Genomic DNA, 16750 nt, shown 5'->3' on the forward strand with positions numbered 1-16750 from the left:
TTCAAGGAATGGCATTCCACGATTCCGGCCAATAATAAAATCTGTCTCTTTTTTCAGCGGTTAGGTTTCAGGAGACTTCAGCGGCTTCAGTGCAAACCTCTTAGCGGCAGTCGGCTGATTCACCGATTGGAAAGCATTCATTAATAGTATGTCCCCCGATGTGCATGTGATCCTTGAAGTACCGGTTCAAACAGTCATGTCCGAAGACAAACAGGAACAGGCGCCAGTGAGCGGCCAGGAAACCCAGACGGCAGAAGACCGCCCGCGGCGGACCCGTGTCTTGAAAAAAGGCAAGATCATTTTCCAAGGCGGCCTGAGGTCCTTCCCCTGCATCGTGCGCAATCTCTCTGATGGCGGGGCGATGCTGCAGTTTGAGACCGCATTCTTGGCGCCGCCGCAATTCGAGCTGCAGATTGATCTGGAAAACTTTGAAGTCACTTGCGAAAAGCGCTGGGAAGACGGGCTGAAGATGGGTGTCCAGTTCATTGGCGAAAAACGTATTGTCGGCGCACAGCGTGCCCAGTCCCTCAAAACGTCAGAGGAAGCGCTGAAGTCGGAAATTGATCTCTTGCACGACAGCCCGGACAATTTTTTCACTCGTCAGCACATGATGGATGATACCAAACGCGTTCAGCAGCCTGTGCGGCGTGCCCGTCAGGCCGGCTCTGGAAAACCAGCCTTCGGCAAGCGGCGCTGATCCGAAATGTAGTCCGAACGATTGGCTCTATAAGGACGTTATTGGCTACTCTGCTTCAGATCCTTTGAAGATCATCGCAAGACAGGTGATGTCGTCTGATTGAGCTGCCTCGGCGGCAAACCTTGAAACTTCCGCAGTCAACGTCTCGATCCAATCTAAAGCGCTCGCGTTTTTTGAGGTCTCAAGAAAGCGCTTCAGCCGGTCATGGCCGTAAAGCTCCCCGTTCGGATTGAGGGCTTCCGTCACACCGTCGGTCACCAACAGCACACCATCGCCGGGCGCGATCTGGCGAGTCCGGGTTGGATAGTCCGTGTTTTCAAAAACACCCGCGATCGGTCCGAGGCTTTCGACCCGCTCACAGTTCCCGCAGCTGCCTAGCCAATAAACGTCTTCGTGTCCGGCGCTGGAATAGGAAAGCATACCCGTTTCGAGGTCCAGACACCCATAGAACAGCGTTACGAACATGCATTCCGGATTGTCATCGGCAAGCACATCGTTCAGGCGGGTGATCACAGTGCCTGGCGGATGCCCTTCCCGGGCAAGTGTTTTCAGGATCATCCGCGAAACGCTCATGAACATGGCAGCTGGCATGCCCTTTCCGCAGACATCCCCAATGGCAAAGCCAAGCTTGCTCTCCCCGACCATGAAGTAGTCATAAAAATCCCCGCCAACGTCCTTGGCCGGGGTCATGGAAGCGGCAATTTCGAAATTGTCTCCAAACGCCCCCGGGTCAATTCCGGACGGCAGGAACGAGCACTGTACCTTGGCCGCCATACGCATTTCTTCGCGCTGCGCGCTTTTTTCACGAATTTCGCGGGCCATCTTGTCAAAGACGTGTGCAAACTGGCCGAGCCGTCCCGCCTCCGCCTTCAAGGTTTCCAGCATGGCCGGCTGAAAGGCGTCGTTTCCGAGCGATTCTGCAGCCTGGGTCAGCGTCGCAATCGCGCCATTCATTCCTTGCAGCCGGTTCCCCAGCGCGCCAATTATCGTCAGGATGGCATCCGGATGGTCGATCAAGAGACCGCGGACAACATCGCGGTCCAGTCTCAGAAGCTGCACCGCGCTGCGCGTGCGAACAGTCGCGGTCCGGGGACTGCGGGCGAAGACGGAAATCTCACCGACCATGTCCGGTGCCGTCAGCACCGCCAGGGTGACGTCGCCATGCGGCGTGTCAACATCCACCGACAATTCACCGGACACCAGAAGATAGGCAAAAGACCCCGGGTCGCCCTGGCGAAACAGAACAGTGCCAGCGGCGGCATCTTCAATCGGACAGGCTTCTGCAATGTTTTGCAGGTGCTGCTCGTCCATGGAGGCAAAAATGTCGTGCGTCTTTAAAAGCGCGACCAGCGTTCCAAGGTCAGCACTTGCGCTTGAGAACCGTTCACCGGACGGATCCATTTGATGCCTTTCAGGTTGTTGCTTAAGCCCGCGTTGCTTCTGAGTTGAACCATTCCGAAGCAAACAGCACAAGGGGCAACTCACATCCCGCCCGGCATCCGGAAACGCCAAACCGTCCTTCGGCAAACAGCGCTGGCCTCAGCCTGGTATGTCTGTCACCAACTGGTATTTGCCGAATATCTCGCCGCCATAGTCGACATCGCCAATGAAACTTGCTCCCATTCGCTTGAGAGCTCCCAATTTCTTTCGGGACGGCGGCAAAAGAAAGGTCACGAACGGCATCCGGTCATCGGCCTGGGCGAAGGCAAGCGCCTTTCGAGTAATGGCTATCCCGAGGCCAAAGCAGTCGGGCTTCAGAACAAGACCGAAGTCCCACTCGTCTCCCTCTTTCTGAAACCCGCCCCAGCCTGCATACCGGCCATGATTGAGAAATGCCCAATGCCCCAGCCCATCGCGCTGCCAGCACGCTTCTTTGGCTGCGAGGAACTGAGCAGCCGTTTCGTCATCCCAAGCCTTTGTCAGCAGCGGCATATGCGCTGCAAGACGCGGGTCATTCATATGCGCGGTCAACTCCGCAAGGGAAATTGATGTCAGGCGTACAAAGCTGATGTTGGCGGGAGACATGGTAACCCGGGATCCATAAGTCTGTTGGTCGTTTCCGGGTTAGAACGAGATAACCTGGGCCGGGTCAAGGCCGGCGGGCTCCAAAGCGATCAACAGTCCGTGTGCTTGCAGTGTAACCTTACAAGTACCGTTGTTTGGCAAGATCTCCGCCACTATTGAGACTGCCTGAGATCCCCGTCTATTGCGCCGTCCAGCCGCCGTCGACAGGGATGGTCGTGCCGGTGACATTGTGGGCAACCGGATGACACAGCCACAGCGCCAAGGCACCAATCTCCGATGGGTCGGAGGTCCGGCGGGTCGGTTGTTTTTCGGCAAGAAGATCGGCAATCCCAAGATCCCGGTCTCCGCCGTGAAGGGCGGCGCGGGCGGCAACCTGCGGCTCGATGATCGCGGTTTCGGTCCAGCCCGGCGCGATGCAGTTGACCGTGACACCGCCTTTGGCCTTGGTGCCGGCGGCGGCATATTCCAGCGCGGCGACCTTGCTCATGCCGACCAGGCCGAACTTTGAGGCCACATAGGGCGCCTTGTTCACCGACGCGACGAGGCCGTGGACCGAGGCAATGTTGATCACCCGGCCATATCCCCGTTCAGCCATGACGGGCAGCGCCTTTCGCATCGTGTGAAAAGCGCCGGACAGATTGACATCGATGATGGCCTCCCAGGTCGCCGCATCGAGCTCTGCGTAGCTGGCGGTTTTCTGAATTCCAGCGTTGTTCACCAGAATGTCCGCGCCGCCCCAGTCAGACACCTCCTGCATCATCGCCTCGATGGCCGCTACGTCCCGCATGTTGGCATCAAAAAAATGGGCTTCGGGCGCACCCGCCTCCTTAACAGCGGCCACAACCTCTGCTGCCTGGTCCGCTGTCGCAAGACCATGTACGCCCACCCGGGCGCCGGCGCCTGCAAGGCTCTTTGCAATCGCCAAACCGATGCCTTGAACAGACCCGGTCACCAGGGCGGTTTTTCCCGTCAAATCACTCATGTTCGTTTCCTCCATCCATCAGCTGTTGTCTCAATTCGGTCTTCAGGACCTTGCCGTAATTGTTCTTCGGCAGCGCCTCGACGAAGCGGTAGGTCTTCGGCCGTTTGAACCGGGCGATCTGCTCCAGGCACAAGGCATCGAGTTCTGCTGCCTCCACGTATTGCCCGTCCAAACGCACAACAAAGGCAACGACGATCTCGCCCCACTCCGGGTCTGCCTGTCCAATCACGGAGACCTCATGAACCGCCGGATGGCTGAGCAGCACCTCCTCCACTTCCCTTGGGTAGATGTTTGTTCCGCCGGAAATGATCACATCCTTTGAGCGGTCCTGAAGCGTCAGATAGCCGTCCGGATCGAGCCGCCCCATGTCGCCGGTCCACAGCCAGCCGTTTCGCAGTGTGTCTTCGGTCGCGGCCGGGTTCTGCCAATAGCCTTTCATGACCGTTGCCCCGCGCACAACGATCTCGCCCACCTCACCAGCTGGAACATCTGCGCCGTTTTCATCAACAACGCGCACCCGAACGGAAGATTGTGCTGTTCCAACGGAATTCAGCCGGTCCCGCCATCTTGGATGGCTGCGATCGGAGACATCGGCCCGCGAAAGCGCGGTGATCCCCATCGGGCATTCCCCCTGGCCGTAGATCTGGACGAACCGGGTTCCCATCACCTCGACCGCCTCCAGAATATCGGCCTCATACATCGGCCCTCCGGCATAAACGATGGTGCGCAGCCCCATGCCGTTGAGCCCCTGGGCCTTGGCAACATCCACCATCCGGCGCACCATGGTGGGCGCTGCGAACATGCTGACACATTTTAAGTTTGGCGCGATCCGGAGGACTTCTTCGGCATCAAATCCGCCGCTTTCCGGAACAACATGCCGCGCACCGCGCAAGACATGCATGAAGTTGTAAAGCCCGGCGCCATGGCTCATGGGAGCTGCATAAAGAATAGCCCCTCCCGACTTGACCTCGTCCACATCGACAAAGAAGTTGTATGTCATTGACGCGATGTTGCCGCAGGTGATCATAACGCCCTTCGGCCGTCCCGTGGTGCCGGAGGTGTAGAACAGCCAGGCGAGATCATCCTCATCCAGCGGCACGGGCTCTGAAAACGGGGTTTCCGATCGCATGGCGTCAAAGGCCCCGCTGCCGGTCACAAGGATCTGTGCATCGCCAGATAGAAGACCAGACAGGGCGTTGGCTGATTTCTCATCGCAGAACACCAGTTTTGCGCCGGCATCCTCGACCATCCAGGCAGCTTCCCGCCCGTGCAACTTGGTATTGATCGGCACGGCAGCCGCGCCGGCCCACCAAATGCCATAGAGCGCTTCAAGATAGGATGTGCTGTTTGCCATGAAGACAGCCACCCGGTCGCCTTTGGCAACACCGCGGCCTTGAAGCGCGCGCGCAATCGCCCCGGCAGTCTCCGCAAATGCCGCATAATCGGCCACCTGGCGCACACCGGTGAAGAGTGCCGGTGCCTCTGGTGATTTTGCCGCTGTGCGTTTCAGCCATTCTGCCGGGTTCATGCCCTTGCCTCCCTTTTGTCCCTTCCGGATACTATTTGCGCGCTTTATCTGGATATTCCGGCAAAACACGTAATGGAGATCGAATGGAGGAGCTGGCTGCCGTTGCCTTTGAGCATGCGCCGATCGGACTGGTTTACTCAGAAGACAGGACCATCCGGAAATGCAATCCGCGGTTTGCGGCGATGTTTGAATATGACACCGGCGCGCTGACCGGTGTCTCCCTGTCAGTGCTTTATCCCTCGTCCGAAGAGTTTCTGCGCATCGGCAAGATCGGTGTCAGCAAGATGCTGGGCGGCGGCACGTATCAGGACGAACGGATCATGCGCCGGAAATCCGGCACCTTGTTCTGGTGCCGGGTGCGCGGCCAGTCGCTGGACCCAGATCATCCCTTCGCCAAGGCCGTGTGGAGTTTTGCCGATATTTCGGAGGACCGGCCGCTGGCCGACATGAGCGTGCGCGAGCGTCAGGTGGCGACCATGCTCGCCGAGGGTCTGACGTCCAAGGAGATCGCCCGCGCGCTCGACATCTCCCACCGCACGGTAGAGGTTCACAGAGCCCGCTTGATGAAAAAGTTCAACGCCCGTAACAGTCTGGAGCTGATCGCGCACATTGCCGGCGTGCCGGTGTAGGACGCCGCATGTGAAACGTCAGCTGCACGGCCTGTTGAGTTCATTCCACCAAAACAGATGCGGCTCCACACTAGAGGCGTTCAACACCGCGTTCTGTTCAGGTGTGGTTTACTCATCGCACTGAGGAACGATCGCCTGTACACCCCTTCCAGATTATCCGCTTCAAGCGATAGCAAGTAATGAATAAATTAATGCATGCAATAATATCATGCCCTACAAGTCGATTGCTATTTTCAATTTAAAGTACCTTGTATCACCGCTCTTCAATCAAAAATCACATCGGAATTAATAAGTCTAATTTAATAATCTTCTGTCATTTCTTGCAGTAGAAGGGCACGTTCATCGAGGGAAGCTATGGGGAAATATGCCAGCGACACACGGGATGTGTTGAATAGGCTCTGCGCAGCACCTCTTTTATTCAGCAAGCAACTCTCAAACAATTCTGCCTTCTCTGCATTGCAACGCAGCCTTTGCATTACCTTGCCCGCTATATTGCTCGGCGCCTTCGCCCTTTTGATCAAATACCCGCCTTTTGTTCAAACAGGCACCGGTCACAACTTTCATTTCGGACAAGATGTGGAAGTTGTGCTGGATGCGGTGATTAACTCGACCTTCGGCATCGCGTCACTCATCGTGATCGTGAGCTACGCCTACATTTTCACAAACAGCTTGAACAGCCAGAAGCGCCGCCCTGTTGCGCACCCGCTTCTGACAATTCTGGTTGCACTCACCAGCTTTTTCATCTTGATCGCACAGGCAGACAGCTCTCAACTCCTGGCTTCTCTCTCCATAAGCCAGGGTTTGCCTACGGCCCTGTTCGTTGCTGTCACAAGCACCAGCCTGTTTCTTTTCCTGTGCCAAAAAAGGATCTGCCGTTTCCAGACCCGGGCGCTCAGCAATGAGGCGATGCTCGGTGATATCTACGGCGTCCTGCCCGCCGCACTCACAACCCTGATTGTGTTCGCAGGCCTGAAAGGCTTTCTGCTCACAATCGGATCCGAGCATGTAACCGCCGAGCTTCAGGCGCAACTGAATGGCATGGTCGGAAACATCGACAATTCGCTCTGGGGCGGCCTCAAATATGTTCTGCTGTCACAGGTGCTTTGGCTGTTTGGCATTCATGGCCGGAACATGCTCAACGGTGTTTCGGATTTGCAGTTGATCCCTGCGGCCAACGAAAATATCGCGCATGTCGCTGCGGGCTTGCAGCCCACCAACATCATCACGTCTCAAGTGTTCGACCTTGTCCACGTCGGAGGCTCCGGCGCAACGCTTGGCATGATCATCGCCATGCTGGTTTTCAGCAAGTTGACCGTGGTGAAGCGCTTTGCCCTGCTGGCGCTCATACCCGCGTTGTTCAACGTGAACGAACCGATCATTTACGGCATCCCGATCGTCCTCAATCCTTTGTATGCGCTGCCCTTTCTGCTTGCACCGCTTGTAAATACCGGCGTCCTTTATGGTGCGATGCTTCTGGAGTGGATGCCCTTCACGAGCTACGGCGTTGCCTGGACGACGCCGCCGATAATCAACGCATATGCTGTCACAGGCTCTTTCTCCGGGGCAGGAGTTCAAGCCGTCTGCCTCGTGCTGTCGGTCCTCATCTATGCCCCGTTTGTCCGGCTGACCGACACCGTCAGCACGCTGACGATACGAGAGTCTCTGACTGACCTTTTGCGGTTTTCAACCGAAACAGAAACTGCAAGTACTTCGACAAGATTGTTGCAACGGACCGGTGTTGTCGGCCGGGTGGCCCGCGCCCTTGCCATCGATTTGGAAACGGTTCTGGATAAAATGCAGGGACTGCACCTTGAGTATCAGCCACAGATAAACGCCTGCGATGGCAGCGTGTGCGGTGTTGAAGCTCTGCTGCGCTGGAATCATCCGATATACGGCCGCATCGCTCCGCCGGTGATTATCCAGCTGGCGGAGGATATGGAGATCATGCCGCAACTTGGCGAGCACATTCTCGACTTGGCGTGCCGCACCCGAGCCGACTGGACCGGTTTCGTGGCGGCCAATTTCAAAATGTCGGTCAACGTAACGCCGTCCCAGGTTCTTCAGCACGATTTCGCAGATGTGGTGAAACAGACACTCGCGCGGTATGCACTAGACCCGTCGGCTGTCGAACTTGAAATCACCGAGAGCACGGTCCTCTTGCCGGATGATAAAGTCTTTGAGGCGATCGAAGCCCTCAGGGCCGTAGGTGTTCGGTTTGCACTCGACGATTTTGGAATGGGACACACCTCTCTCAGGTACATGCAAGCCTTTCCCATAGATACAGTGAAAATCGACCGGTCCTTGACCCGGTCATGCCATAGCGAGATCAATGGACACATCTTGAAGTCGATTTTTGATCTCAGCGCGTCTTTGGGCTTTGCGACTGTGGTTGAAGGCATTGAAACAGATGAGGAAAAAGCTTGGTTCTCACAGTCCGGTTGCACCAGCTTCCAAGGTTTTCTGTTCAGCCGCCCCTTAGCGGCAGATGACTTCGTGACCTATTACATCCAGAATGCACAGCTGCATGCGCCGTTGACCGCCGCTTTGGACGAAATGAAGAAGATCAAGGCACCGGCCCGCCGCACACAATCGGTGGCATAAGCGAGCTGGAATACGTGTAAAGCTAGACACCACAGGGCATCATTCCTGTAGCTACGGCACATCCATTTCCCGCGTGAGAACGCCAAGCTGAGTTATTGCGCGCCAGACGTATATTGCTGCTGTACCGGCGACGTCTTCGTTCGCTCAGAACCAAAATTATTCAGTTTTTCGGAAGGAAAAATGGCTGGGGTGGAAGGATTCGAACCTTCGCATGCCGGTACCAAAAACCGGTGCCTTACCGCTTGGCTACACCCCAATGCCGTGGGAAGGGTGTATACCCATCTCGCCAGACAAGCGCAAGCCTCCCAAGTGCGTTTCTTTTGATTGGTAAGGATAGTTTTCCCCAACTCGGTAAAACAGTCGTCAAACACTCCGGACTTCTGCCCCGACCGGACCTTCCAGCCCCCGCCCCAGCGCCGGTAATTTTCTCAGAACCTCCGCGAACCGGCTGGAATTGTTCACAGTTTTAAAAAAGTGGACCCGTCGCAGGCAAAGTCCTTGCGAGGACGGAGAAGCTTTGCTAAATGACCGTCCACGCGGCGCGGGCTTGCCCCGCTGTTCCCGATGGATTTAAATGAAATCCAAATTCTAGTCGGAGTGTAGCGCAGCCTGGTAGCGCACCTCGTTCGGGACGAGGGGGTCGGAGGTTCGAATCCTCTCACTCCGACCATTTTTCCTTCCAGATATTTTTTGACTTCATCCGCCTTACAGCTTGGCGGACGGCCAACCCATGACCGGTCGGTCCCGGGGCTGATTTCCTTCGACCATCTTGAAAGCGGCAGCTCTGCGGCAGAGCGAATGAACGCGGCGCTCGCTCATTATATATATCCATCCTGTCCGGAAGCTCCAAACCAGGTCCGCGCCCTCTGCTCTTAGCCCGCTTTCGTCGGCTCACTCTGGTCTTTCGCACTCTTGACGCGATCTGCCAGTGTCTGCTCGCTGCGCTGCCTGGCCAGTTTTTGAAGGTCCTCAACTTCATCGTGCTCGTCCACGATTTCAGCGCCCAGAAGGGTTTCCAGCACATCCTCCATGGTGATCAAGCCGGCCGTGCCGCCATAGTCGTCCTGAACCAGGGCAATGTGCGCGTCATTTCCCATCAGCTTTTCGAGCAGGGAATCGAGATCCTCGTTTTCGGAAATTCGAAGAATATCCCGGCGCAACGTCGATATGCTGGCATCGTTGCGCCCGTTGACCGCGGTGAGAAGAAGATCCCGTGTCAGCAGGAAGCCGGACACTTCGTCGATTGACGCCCCGGTCACAAGCATGCGGGAAAACGGATAGTTCTCCCGTGACTTGACCACCTCTCCAACGCTCATCGCTTCTGCGACATGCTCAATGACCGTTCGGGGCGTCATCACCTCCCGCGCGGAGATTTCCGGAAGCTGGAAAAGATTGGTGACCACACGTGTCTCATCTTCCTCCACGATCCCCAAACGGTTGCCGACGGTCGCCAAAGCCGAGATCTCCTCCCGGGACACTTCGTGTTTGGGATCGCCTTTGGTGAGAAACCGTGTAATTCCCTGGCTCATCCAGACCAGCGGCAATTGGGCAGCGATCAACCACGGCAGCACCCGAACCGCGAAGGGAGCCAATGCCCGCCAATAGGTCGCGCCCAAGGTCTTTGGAATGATTTCCGACAGAACCAGGATGGTAAGCGTCAAAACGGCTGAAAACACGCCGACCCCGGCATCATCAAAGACAAGGGCGGCCTGAGCCCCGGCTCCTGTCGCTCCCACGGTGTGCGCGATCGTGTTGAGAGAAAGAATGGCGGCGAGCGGCCGTTCAATGTCCGAGCGGAGTTTTCTGAGACTTTCGGCGAGCTTTGGCCGATCCTCGTTTGCAGATTCCACAAAGGACGGCGTGATCGACAACAACACTGCTTCGAGTATCGAGCAGAGAAACGACACTCCGATGGCAAGCACCACGAATAGGATCAATAGGGTCAAATTCTTCTCCGTCGCATGCCCGGTTCAAAGTGTAAGAAAACACAAGAGTGCCCGTTGCATAAACACGGGTCCATGACTTTTCCGCTTCACGCGTTTCCTGGTTGCACAATTTTTCTTCAGCGGCTTTTGCAGACGGTGCTGGCCTCAAGCGCCGATGTGCTTAGGACTGACAGAGTTTAAAAAACCCGGCCTCGCTGTAGTCGAGCAAGGTTTCGGCGAGATCCGCTTCTTCTTGTTCGCGGGCCACAGCGCCGATACGCCAGCTGCTGGCGGTGAGCGCCAGCATGCCCGACACGGTAAAGACGAAGGCGGCGCTCAGTGCTGTCCGGGAGGCGCCCGGCAGCAGGTCAGCGATCTCATCCACAAAGACGGCTGCGGTCGGATCAAAACACTCCGCCGCGATGTCCCGCCAGCGCTCATCCGCCGACACCAGCGCGATCAGTCGGCCATAGGCGGGCCACGGCGCGCCGTCAGACAAGGTCATCTCTAGAAACGGCTGAACGAAACTCGCCAGGATTTCGCGCAAGGTCAGCTTGCTACGTCCTTCCTGTTCGGCAACAGCCCTCTTTTCTTCCAGCGCCTGGAGGCGAAGTTCGGCGAGCGGCTTTGCCCGGCGGGCAACCACCATATGAAACAGCTCTTCCTTCGGCCCTCCGTGATGATGCACCAGCGCCACCTGGGCTCCCGCCTGTTTAGCGATGTCGCGAATCGATGTGCCGTCAAAACCGCGTTTGGAAAACAGATCTTCTGCCGCATCCAGGATCCGGGCCTTTGTTTCTAAAGACTTTTTGCTGGGTGCCCGCTTCCGGGGCGCAGCCACATCTGTCATTTTTTACAGGAGCCTCTTGCTTATTTTGAACATTCGTTCAATATAACGATACCACTGACGTGGTTGGGAGGAAACATGCCACAAGTAGCAGGTGCGGCGCCATGCGCCAGCACACAGGAAAGCTATGCCCTGATTGGCGCAGGCCCCATGGGCCTTGCGATGGCCAAGGTCTTGCGCGAACAGGGAATTCCCTTTCAAGGGTTTGAGCTGCATTCAGATGTCGGCGGTGTCTGGGACATGACCGGCCCGCGCTCGACCATGTATGAAAGCGCGCATCTGATTTCGTCCAAAACGATGACGGAGTTTGCCGATTTTCCGATGCCGCCGGACACACCCGACTATCCTTCTCATCGCGACATGCGGCAGTACTTCCAGGCCTTTGCCCGTCACTTTGATCTCTACCGGTCCTACCGCTTCCAAACCGAAGTTGTGAAAGCCCAGCCGATTGGGCCGTCGGGCAAGGGTTGGCGTGTGGTCTGGCGGGGCCCGGATGGCCGGCAAGAAGAAGCCATCTTCAAGGGACTTCTGATCGCGAACGGCACACTCTCGACCCCCAATATGCCGAACTTCAAGGGTGACTTTTCCGGCGAGCTCATTCACGCGGCCAAGTACAAGTCCGCCACCCAGTTCGACGGCAAGCGGGTGCTGATCGTCGGTGCCGGAAACTCGGGCTGCGACATCGCAGTCGATGCCATCCATCATGCAAAAAGCACGGACCTTTCCTTGCGCCGGGGCTATTACTTTGTGCCGAAATACGTCTTCGGCAAACCGGCAGACACTCTGGGAAAAACAGCGAACCTGCCGATGTGGCTCCGCCGCAAGATCGATGGTGTCGTGCTCAATTGGTTTGCCGGAAACCCGCAGCGCTACGGGTTCCCGAAACCGGATTACAGGCTTTATGAAAGCCATCCGGTAGTAAATTCGCTGATCCTGTTCCATGCCGGTCATGGCGACTTGAAAATCCGTCCCGACATCGACCGTCTGGACGGCAACACGGTCCATTTTGCCGACGGCAGCGCTGCGGATTACGACATGATTGTCACCGCAACCGGCTATGTGCTCGATTACCCGTTCATTTCAAAAGACTTGCTCAACTGGACGGATGCGGCGCCGAGCCTTTATCTCAACTGCATGCACCCGCAGCGCGACGATCTGTTCGTGCTCGGCATGGTCGAGGCGACGGGCCTTGGTTGGCAGGGGCGGCATGAACAGGCCGAACTCGTCGCGCGTTACATCACGGGGCTTCAGACCGGAAACCGGGAAGCGGACAACATCAAACGCTACAAGGCCAACGGCTTTCAGCGGGCAACTGGCGGGGTCAATTACCTGAAGCTTGCCCGGATGGCCTATTACGTCGACAAGAAAACCTACCGCAAATCCGTCACACAAAGGATTGCGGCCCTGAAAGAGGCTGCCCGATGACCAACATCGACGCAGCTGTTCTGAACTTTTCCCCGGACAGCATGCTGATCCTCAATGGCGTCTTGGCGATCGTGATGTTTGCGGTCGCACTCGACATCACCCCCAACGATTTCCGGGCGCTTTTGCGCACGCCAAAACCTTTCCTAACCGGGATCCTGTCACAGTTCGTCGTTCTTCCGGCCCTCACCTTTTTGCTGGTGCTGGCCGTCCGGCCGCAAGGATCGGTCGCGCTCGGGTTGATCCTGGTCGCCGCGTGTCCGGGCGGAAACATCTCCAATTACATCACGCACAGGGCGGGCGGCAACGCGGCGCTCGCGGTCTCGCTGACAGCCTTTACCACCATTGGGACGGTTCTTTTCACACCGCTCAACATCGCCTTCTGGGGAAGTCTGTACGGCCCAAGCCGCGCCTTCATGACTTCCGTTGCGATCGACCCGGTGCAGGTTGCAGCCACGGTCAGCCTGATGCTGGTTTTACCGCTTGCGCTCGGCATGCTGGTCAACCGCAACCTGCCGCAACTCGCCTGGCATTTGCGCAAACCGTTGCAGATGCTGTCCATGACGATTTTCATCTCGTTCATCGGAATTGCGCTTTATGGAAACTGGGATTTTCTGGGCGCATTCGGGCCGGATATCGTCCCGCTGGTCATAGCCCACAATGGCATTGCCCTTCTTGGGGGGTACATGGTTGCCACCATTGCCGGGCTATCCCCCTATGACCGGCGGGCGATATCCATCGAAACCGGCATCCAAAACTCCGGCCTCGGCCTGATCCTGATCTTCGGCTTTTTTCAAGGCCTCGGCGGCATGGCGGTTGTTGCTGCCTTCTGGGGCATCTGGCATGCGGTCTCAGGGCTGGCGCTCGCCAAGTGGTTTTCCCGCACGGTGGCCGCAAGATGAGCCGGATCCTGATCACGGGCGCTGCGGGCATGATCGGCCAGAGGCTGGTCCAGTTGCTCGTGCGCAGCGGACACGAAGTGATTGCGACGGACATCGGGCCAAGGCCGTCGCTGCCGAATGGAGCCATCTGGCGCAAAATGGATGTGCGCGGCCGCGACCCGGAGCAGGTCATCACAGAAGACAGACCCGACGCCGTCATTCACCTCGCATCGATTCTTGAGCCGAAGGACCGGCAATTGGCCTATGAGGTGGATGTCATTGGCACACGCAATGTGGTCGATGCCTGCATTGCGGCGAAGGTCAGGCGGCTGGTCGTCACGTCCTCCGGCGCGGCCTATGGCTATCACGCGGACAATCCGGACTGGCTGACGGAAACGGACCCTTTGCGCGGCAATCCGGAATTTGCCTACTCCGACCACAAGCGCCAGGCCGAACAGGTGCTGGCCGAGGCCCGCAGAAACGCACCGCAGCTGGAACAGGTGATCCTGAGGGTCTGCACCGTTCTTGGAACCGGTGTTGAAAACCAGATCACATCGCTCTTCCGCAATGCGCGCCTTTTGGGTCTTTCCGGCAGTGACAGCCCGTTTGTTTTCATCTGGACCGAGGATCTTGCACGCATCCTGGAACGGGCGGCCACCGATGGCCCGCCGGGTATCTACAACGTGGCGGGCGATGGCGCCCTCTCCATGACCGAACTGGCAGCGCATTTGAAAAAGCCGCTGATCCGCGTTCCGGCGGCGCTCGTTAAAGCAGCGCTCACAATTGCGCAGCCATTGGGTCTCTCCCGGTTTGGCGCAGAACAGGTCCGGTTTCTGCAATTCCGCCCGGTTCTCGACAACACCGCGCTCAAAACCGATTTCGGTTACACGCCGCAAATGACCAGCGCGGAGGTATTTGACCTTTGGAGCCGGGAGGCCGGATTATGAAGCCGACGGCGGTCATATCGGGAGGTGCCGGCGGTTTGGGCCAAGCCTTTGGGGCCATTTTGCGCGAACACGGCTGGTTTACAGTCATGCTCAACCTGCCCGGACCGGATCTGGACGCCTTGTCCTTTGTTCCAGACACGCTCGCATTGTCTTGTGACATCACAGATACCGGTCAGCTGACCGAAGCGGCCTGGCAGATCCGGTCCGAACGCCCGTCCATCGATCTGGTTGTCTACAACGCAGGGGTCACCCATATCGGCCCGTTCACCACGCAAGCGCTTGAGGATCACCGCAAGGTGTTCGAGGTGAACTATTTCGGCGCCGTGGCCATGGCCAAGGCGTTCGGCCCGGATTTGCGGCGCTCCAAAGGCACTCATTTGGCGATTTCATCTGTGGCCGGTTTTTGCCCGCTGGCACTGCGCACAGCCTATGCCGGCAGCAAGCATGCGCTGGAGGGCTTTTTCAAGTCGCTGCGTTCTGAGGAAGCCGCACATGGGGTTGCATGCCTGATCGCCGCGCCAAGTTTCATTGCCACCAACACCGGGGCCGACAGCGCCCCCAAAGACGGTCTCGCGCGCCCTGGTTCGGCGTCGGATCAGGTCGATGCGCTCGCGCCGGAGGACGCAGCGCGCATTCTTTACCGCGGGTTTGCCCGGCGGAAGACCTTCATTCCGATCGGCCGGGTGGCGCGCCTGTCACACCTTATCAACCGTCTGTCGCCCCGGCTTTACCGCCACCTGATGGAACGCACGATCCTGCCGTCTCCGGCAAAAGCTGAGGGAGGCGCGCCACACTGACCGGTTTGTGACCACAGCAAAACCACAGCCGCAGAGGCGCGGCGCACAAGGCAACGCCCTGAAACAACAGCCAAACCGGGCGTGTGCATCACTCGTGGAGGGGAAATAATGGGCACTCTCAAAGTATTGGCCGCCAATCTCATGATTGGCGGAACGGTTCTCTGTTGTCTTTCGCCAGCATATGCCGGCGGCTGGGACACGCTTGGCGTCGGCTCGAACGAGCTGTTGTTCGACGACAGCCGGTTTGCATTCGAGGCAACCACCAAGGCAGTTGACCGCAACGTCGACTATGAAGTGACCAACGCTGAAGTGGCAGGACGCCCGGTGGTCGGCGGGCCAGTTAAAAGCCGGGCGACCCCGAACATCTGGAATTACCAGTTTGCAGCAAAACTCCGGCTGACCGATCAGCTGGACTGCATGGCGCGGACCAATGACCCCTACCAGATTGAGGAGGACCTTAATCAGGAGTGGCAGGGCCGGTTCTCGCTGACCAGGACCTCTGCTGCCGGCAGGGGTTTCAACGGAACCTGTGCCTACAAGTTTCAGGTCCGCGATGGGCATTATGTCCGGGCAATTGCCGGGGCAAACCTGCTATATCTGAGGTACCGGACCGACAATCTGTCGTATGGCGCGTTCATCCCTCCCTCCACCTATGTCGATTTTCCGACCCGGCTGGATGTGAGCTCGAACGACCCCGGCTTTGGCTGGCGGGTCGGGGCCTCTTACGAGATCCCGCAATATGCAATTCGGGCGAGCCTGATCTACGATTCCGCCATTGATGTCGACCTTGCCGGGGGAACAGAAGTCACCGGAGTGACAAGCTTCGACAGTTTTGCCTCGGTGACCATGCCGCAGTCGCTGGAATTCAATTTGCAAACCGGGATCGCGCCGGACTGGCTGGCAACCTTCGGCGTCAAGTGGGTGGACTGGTCCAAACTGCAGGATCTGACGGTTCAGAACCCGGCAGGCAGCACGGTGGTCAACCGTTTCCTTGGGTATGACGACGGCTGGACAGTGCGTGCCGGGCTCGCCCACAAGGTCAATGACTGGCTGAAACTGGGGTCAACGATCCAGTGGGACCGGGGCATCGGGCGATCCTATTCCGATACCTATTCCTTTGGGGTCGGAACGGCCATTCAGCTCGACAGACATGCTGAACTCACCATCGGCACGGCTGCGACCTACAAGGCCTCCGGCACCGGAGATCTCACCAATCTAGCGTCCACATCCGGCGCGACGACGCAATACAAGTATGGGGATTCCTGGAACTACACGCTTCAGACAAAGCTCAAGTTTTCGTTCTAGACGCGCAAATCCACGATCGTCATCCCCGCTTTATGCGGGGATCCACTGTCATGGCAACTGGCCGCAGCCATTGCGTTTTTTTTCAAAAGCTCTGAGAACGAGAGGCTCCCAGATCGCAGCAGTGCTGCCTCCGGGACGGCAATACAGAGTGAACCGGTCTATGG

General features: G+C 57.6%; 14 protein-coding genes and 2 tRNA genes. 9 read left to right on the forward strand and 7 right to left on the reverse strand.

The window, feature by feature from the left end; genetic code table 11:
* The first annotated feature begins 148 nt into the window (after positions 1-148).
* The gene (locus SADFL11_RS10535) at positions 149-697 is read left to right on the forward strand and encodes a PilZ domain-containing protein (RefSeq protein ID WP_008196344.1); all 549 of its coding nucleotides are present in this window, start codon (positions 149-151) and stop codon (positions 695-697) included.
* A gap of 45 nt (positions 698-742) precedes the next feature.
* Here the strand turns inward: SADFL11_RS10535 and SADFL11_RS10540 are convergent, their stop codons facing one another.
* From SADFL11_RS10540 to SADFL11_RS10555, 4 genes are all read right to left on the reverse strand, one after another.
* Positions 743-2098 (reverse strand): PP2C family protein-serine/threonine phosphatase, encoded by a 1356-nt coding sequence (locus tag SADFL11_RS10540; RefSeq protein ID WP_050776067.1) that lies wholly within the window; start codon positions 2096-2098, stop codon positions 743-745.
* A gap of 138 nt (positions 2099-2236) precedes the next feature.
* On the reverse strand, positions 2237-2722 hold the full coding sequence (locus SADFL11_RS10545) for a GNAT family N-acetyltransferase (RefSeq protein WP_008195183.1): 486 nt from the start codon (positions 2720-2722) through the stop codon (positions 2237-2239).
* Positions 2723-2900: 178 nt separating this feature from the next.
* A complete protein-coding gene (locus tag SADFL11_RS10550) occupies positions 2901-3704 on the reverse strand; it encodes an SDR family NAD(P)-dependent oxidoreductase (protein ID WP_040451707.1) in 804 nt (267 codons plus the stop codon).
* A complete protein-coding gene (locus tag SADFL11_RS10555) occupies positions 3697-5232 on the reverse strand; it encodes a class I adenylate-forming enzyme family protein (protein ID WP_040451706.1) in 1536 nt (511 codons plus the stop codon). The genes SADFL11_RS10550 and SADFL11_RS10555 overlap by 8 nt, the downstream gene beginning before the upstream one ends.
* A gap of 83 nt (positions 5233-5315) precedes the next feature.
* Here SADFL11_RS10555 and SADFL11_RS25600 point away from each other — a divergent pair, with 83 nt between their 5' ends.
* Both SADFL11_RS25600 and SADFL11_RS10565 read left to right on the forward strand, forming a co-directional pair.
* Entirely contained in the window at positions 5316-5861 is a 546-nt protein-coding gene (locus SADFL11_RS25600) for a PAS and helix-turn-helix domain-containing protein (protein WP_008190376.1), read from the forward strand.
* Positions 5862-6215: 354 nt separating this feature from the next.
* Positions 6216-8462, forward strand: coding sequence for an EAL domain-containing protein (locus tag SADFL11_RS10565; protein ID WP_008194004.1), 2247 nt, complete (start codon positions 6216-6218; stop codon positions 8460-8462).
* A gap of 181 nt (positions 8463-8643) precedes the next feature.
* Here the strand turns inward: SADFL11_RS10565 and SADFL11_RS10570 are convergent.
* Positions 8644-8718 (reverse strand) — tRNA-Gln (locus SADFL11_RS10570).
* A 337-nt stretch (positions 8719-9055) separates the two neighbouring features.
* On the opposite strand from SADFL11_RS10570, the gene SADFL11_RS10575 reads away from it, so the two are divergent.
* Positions 9056-9132 (forward strand) — tRNA-Pro (locus tag SADFL11_RS10575).
* Between the two features lie 202 nt (positions 9133-9334).
* Here the strand turns inward: SADFL11_RS10575 and SADFL11_RS10580 are convergent.
* Together SADFL11_RS10580 and SADFL11_RS10585 are read right to left on the reverse strand one after the other, a co-directional pair.
* On the reverse strand, positions 9335-10408 hold the full coding sequence (locus SADFL11_RS10580; RefSeq protein ID WP_040451705.1) for a CNNM domain-containing protein: 1074 nt from the start codon (positions 10406-10408) through the stop codon (positions 9335-9337).
* A 160-nt stretch (positions 10409-10568) separates the two neighbouring features.
* Positions 10569-11237, reverse strand: coding sequence for a TetR/AcrR family transcriptional regulator (locus tag SADFL11_RS10585; RefSeq protein ID WP_008194901.1), 669 nt, complete (start codon positions 11235-11237; stop codon positions 10569-10571).
* A 75-nt stretch (positions 11238-11312) separates the two neighbouring features.
* On the opposite strand from SADFL11_RS10585, the gene SADFL11_RS10590 reads away from it, so the two are divergent.
* The 5 genes from SADFL11_RS10590 to SADFL11_RS10610 all read left to right on the forward strand — a co-directional run bounded on the left by SADFL11_RS10590 (position 11313) and on the right by SADFL11_RS10610 (position 16586).
* Complete coding sequence (locus tag SADFL11_RS10590; protein ID WP_008193937.1) at positions 11313-12659, forward strand: flavin-containing monooxygenase; 1347 nt, start codon at positions 11313-11315, stop codon at positions 12657-12659.
* Entirely contained in the window at positions 12656-13558 is a 903-nt protein-coding gene (locus tag SADFL11_RS10595) for a bile acid:sodium symporter family protein (RefSeq protein ID WP_008190097.1), read from the forward strand. The genes SADFL11_RS10590 and SADFL11_RS10595 overlap by 4 nt, the downstream gene beginning before the upstream one ends.
* Positions 13555-14484 carry an SDR family oxidoreductase gene (locus tag SADFL11_RS10600; RefSeq protein ID WP_008192798.1) on the forward strand — a complete coding sequence of 310 codons (930 nt, stop codon included), beginning with the start codon at positions 13555-13557 and terminating at the stop codon, positions 14482-14484. Before SADFL11_RS10595 ends, SADFL11_RS10600 begins: the two co-directional genes overlap by 4 nt.
* A complete protein-coding gene (locus SADFL11_RS10605; RefSeq protein WP_040451704.1) occupies positions 14481-15281 on the forward strand; it encodes an SDR family NAD(P)-dependent oxidoreductase in 801 nt (266 codons plus the stop codon). Before SADFL11_RS10600 ends, SADFL11_RS10605 begins: the two co-directional genes overlap by 4 nt.
* 108 nt (positions 15282-15389) lie before the next feature.
* The gene (locus tag SADFL11_RS10610; RefSeq protein WP_008196712.1) at positions 15390-16586 is read left to right on the forward strand and encodes an OmpP1/FadL family transporter; all 1197 of its coding nucleotides are present in this window, start codon (positions 15390-15392) and stop codon (positions 16584-16586) included.
* Positions 16587-16750 lie beyond the last annotated feature (164 nt).

Source organism: Roseibium alexandrii DFL-11 (assembly GCF_000158095.2).
Taxonomy (GTDB): Bacteria; Pseudomonadota; Alphaproteobacteria; order Rhizobiales; family Stappiaceae; genus Roseibium; species Roseibium alexandrii.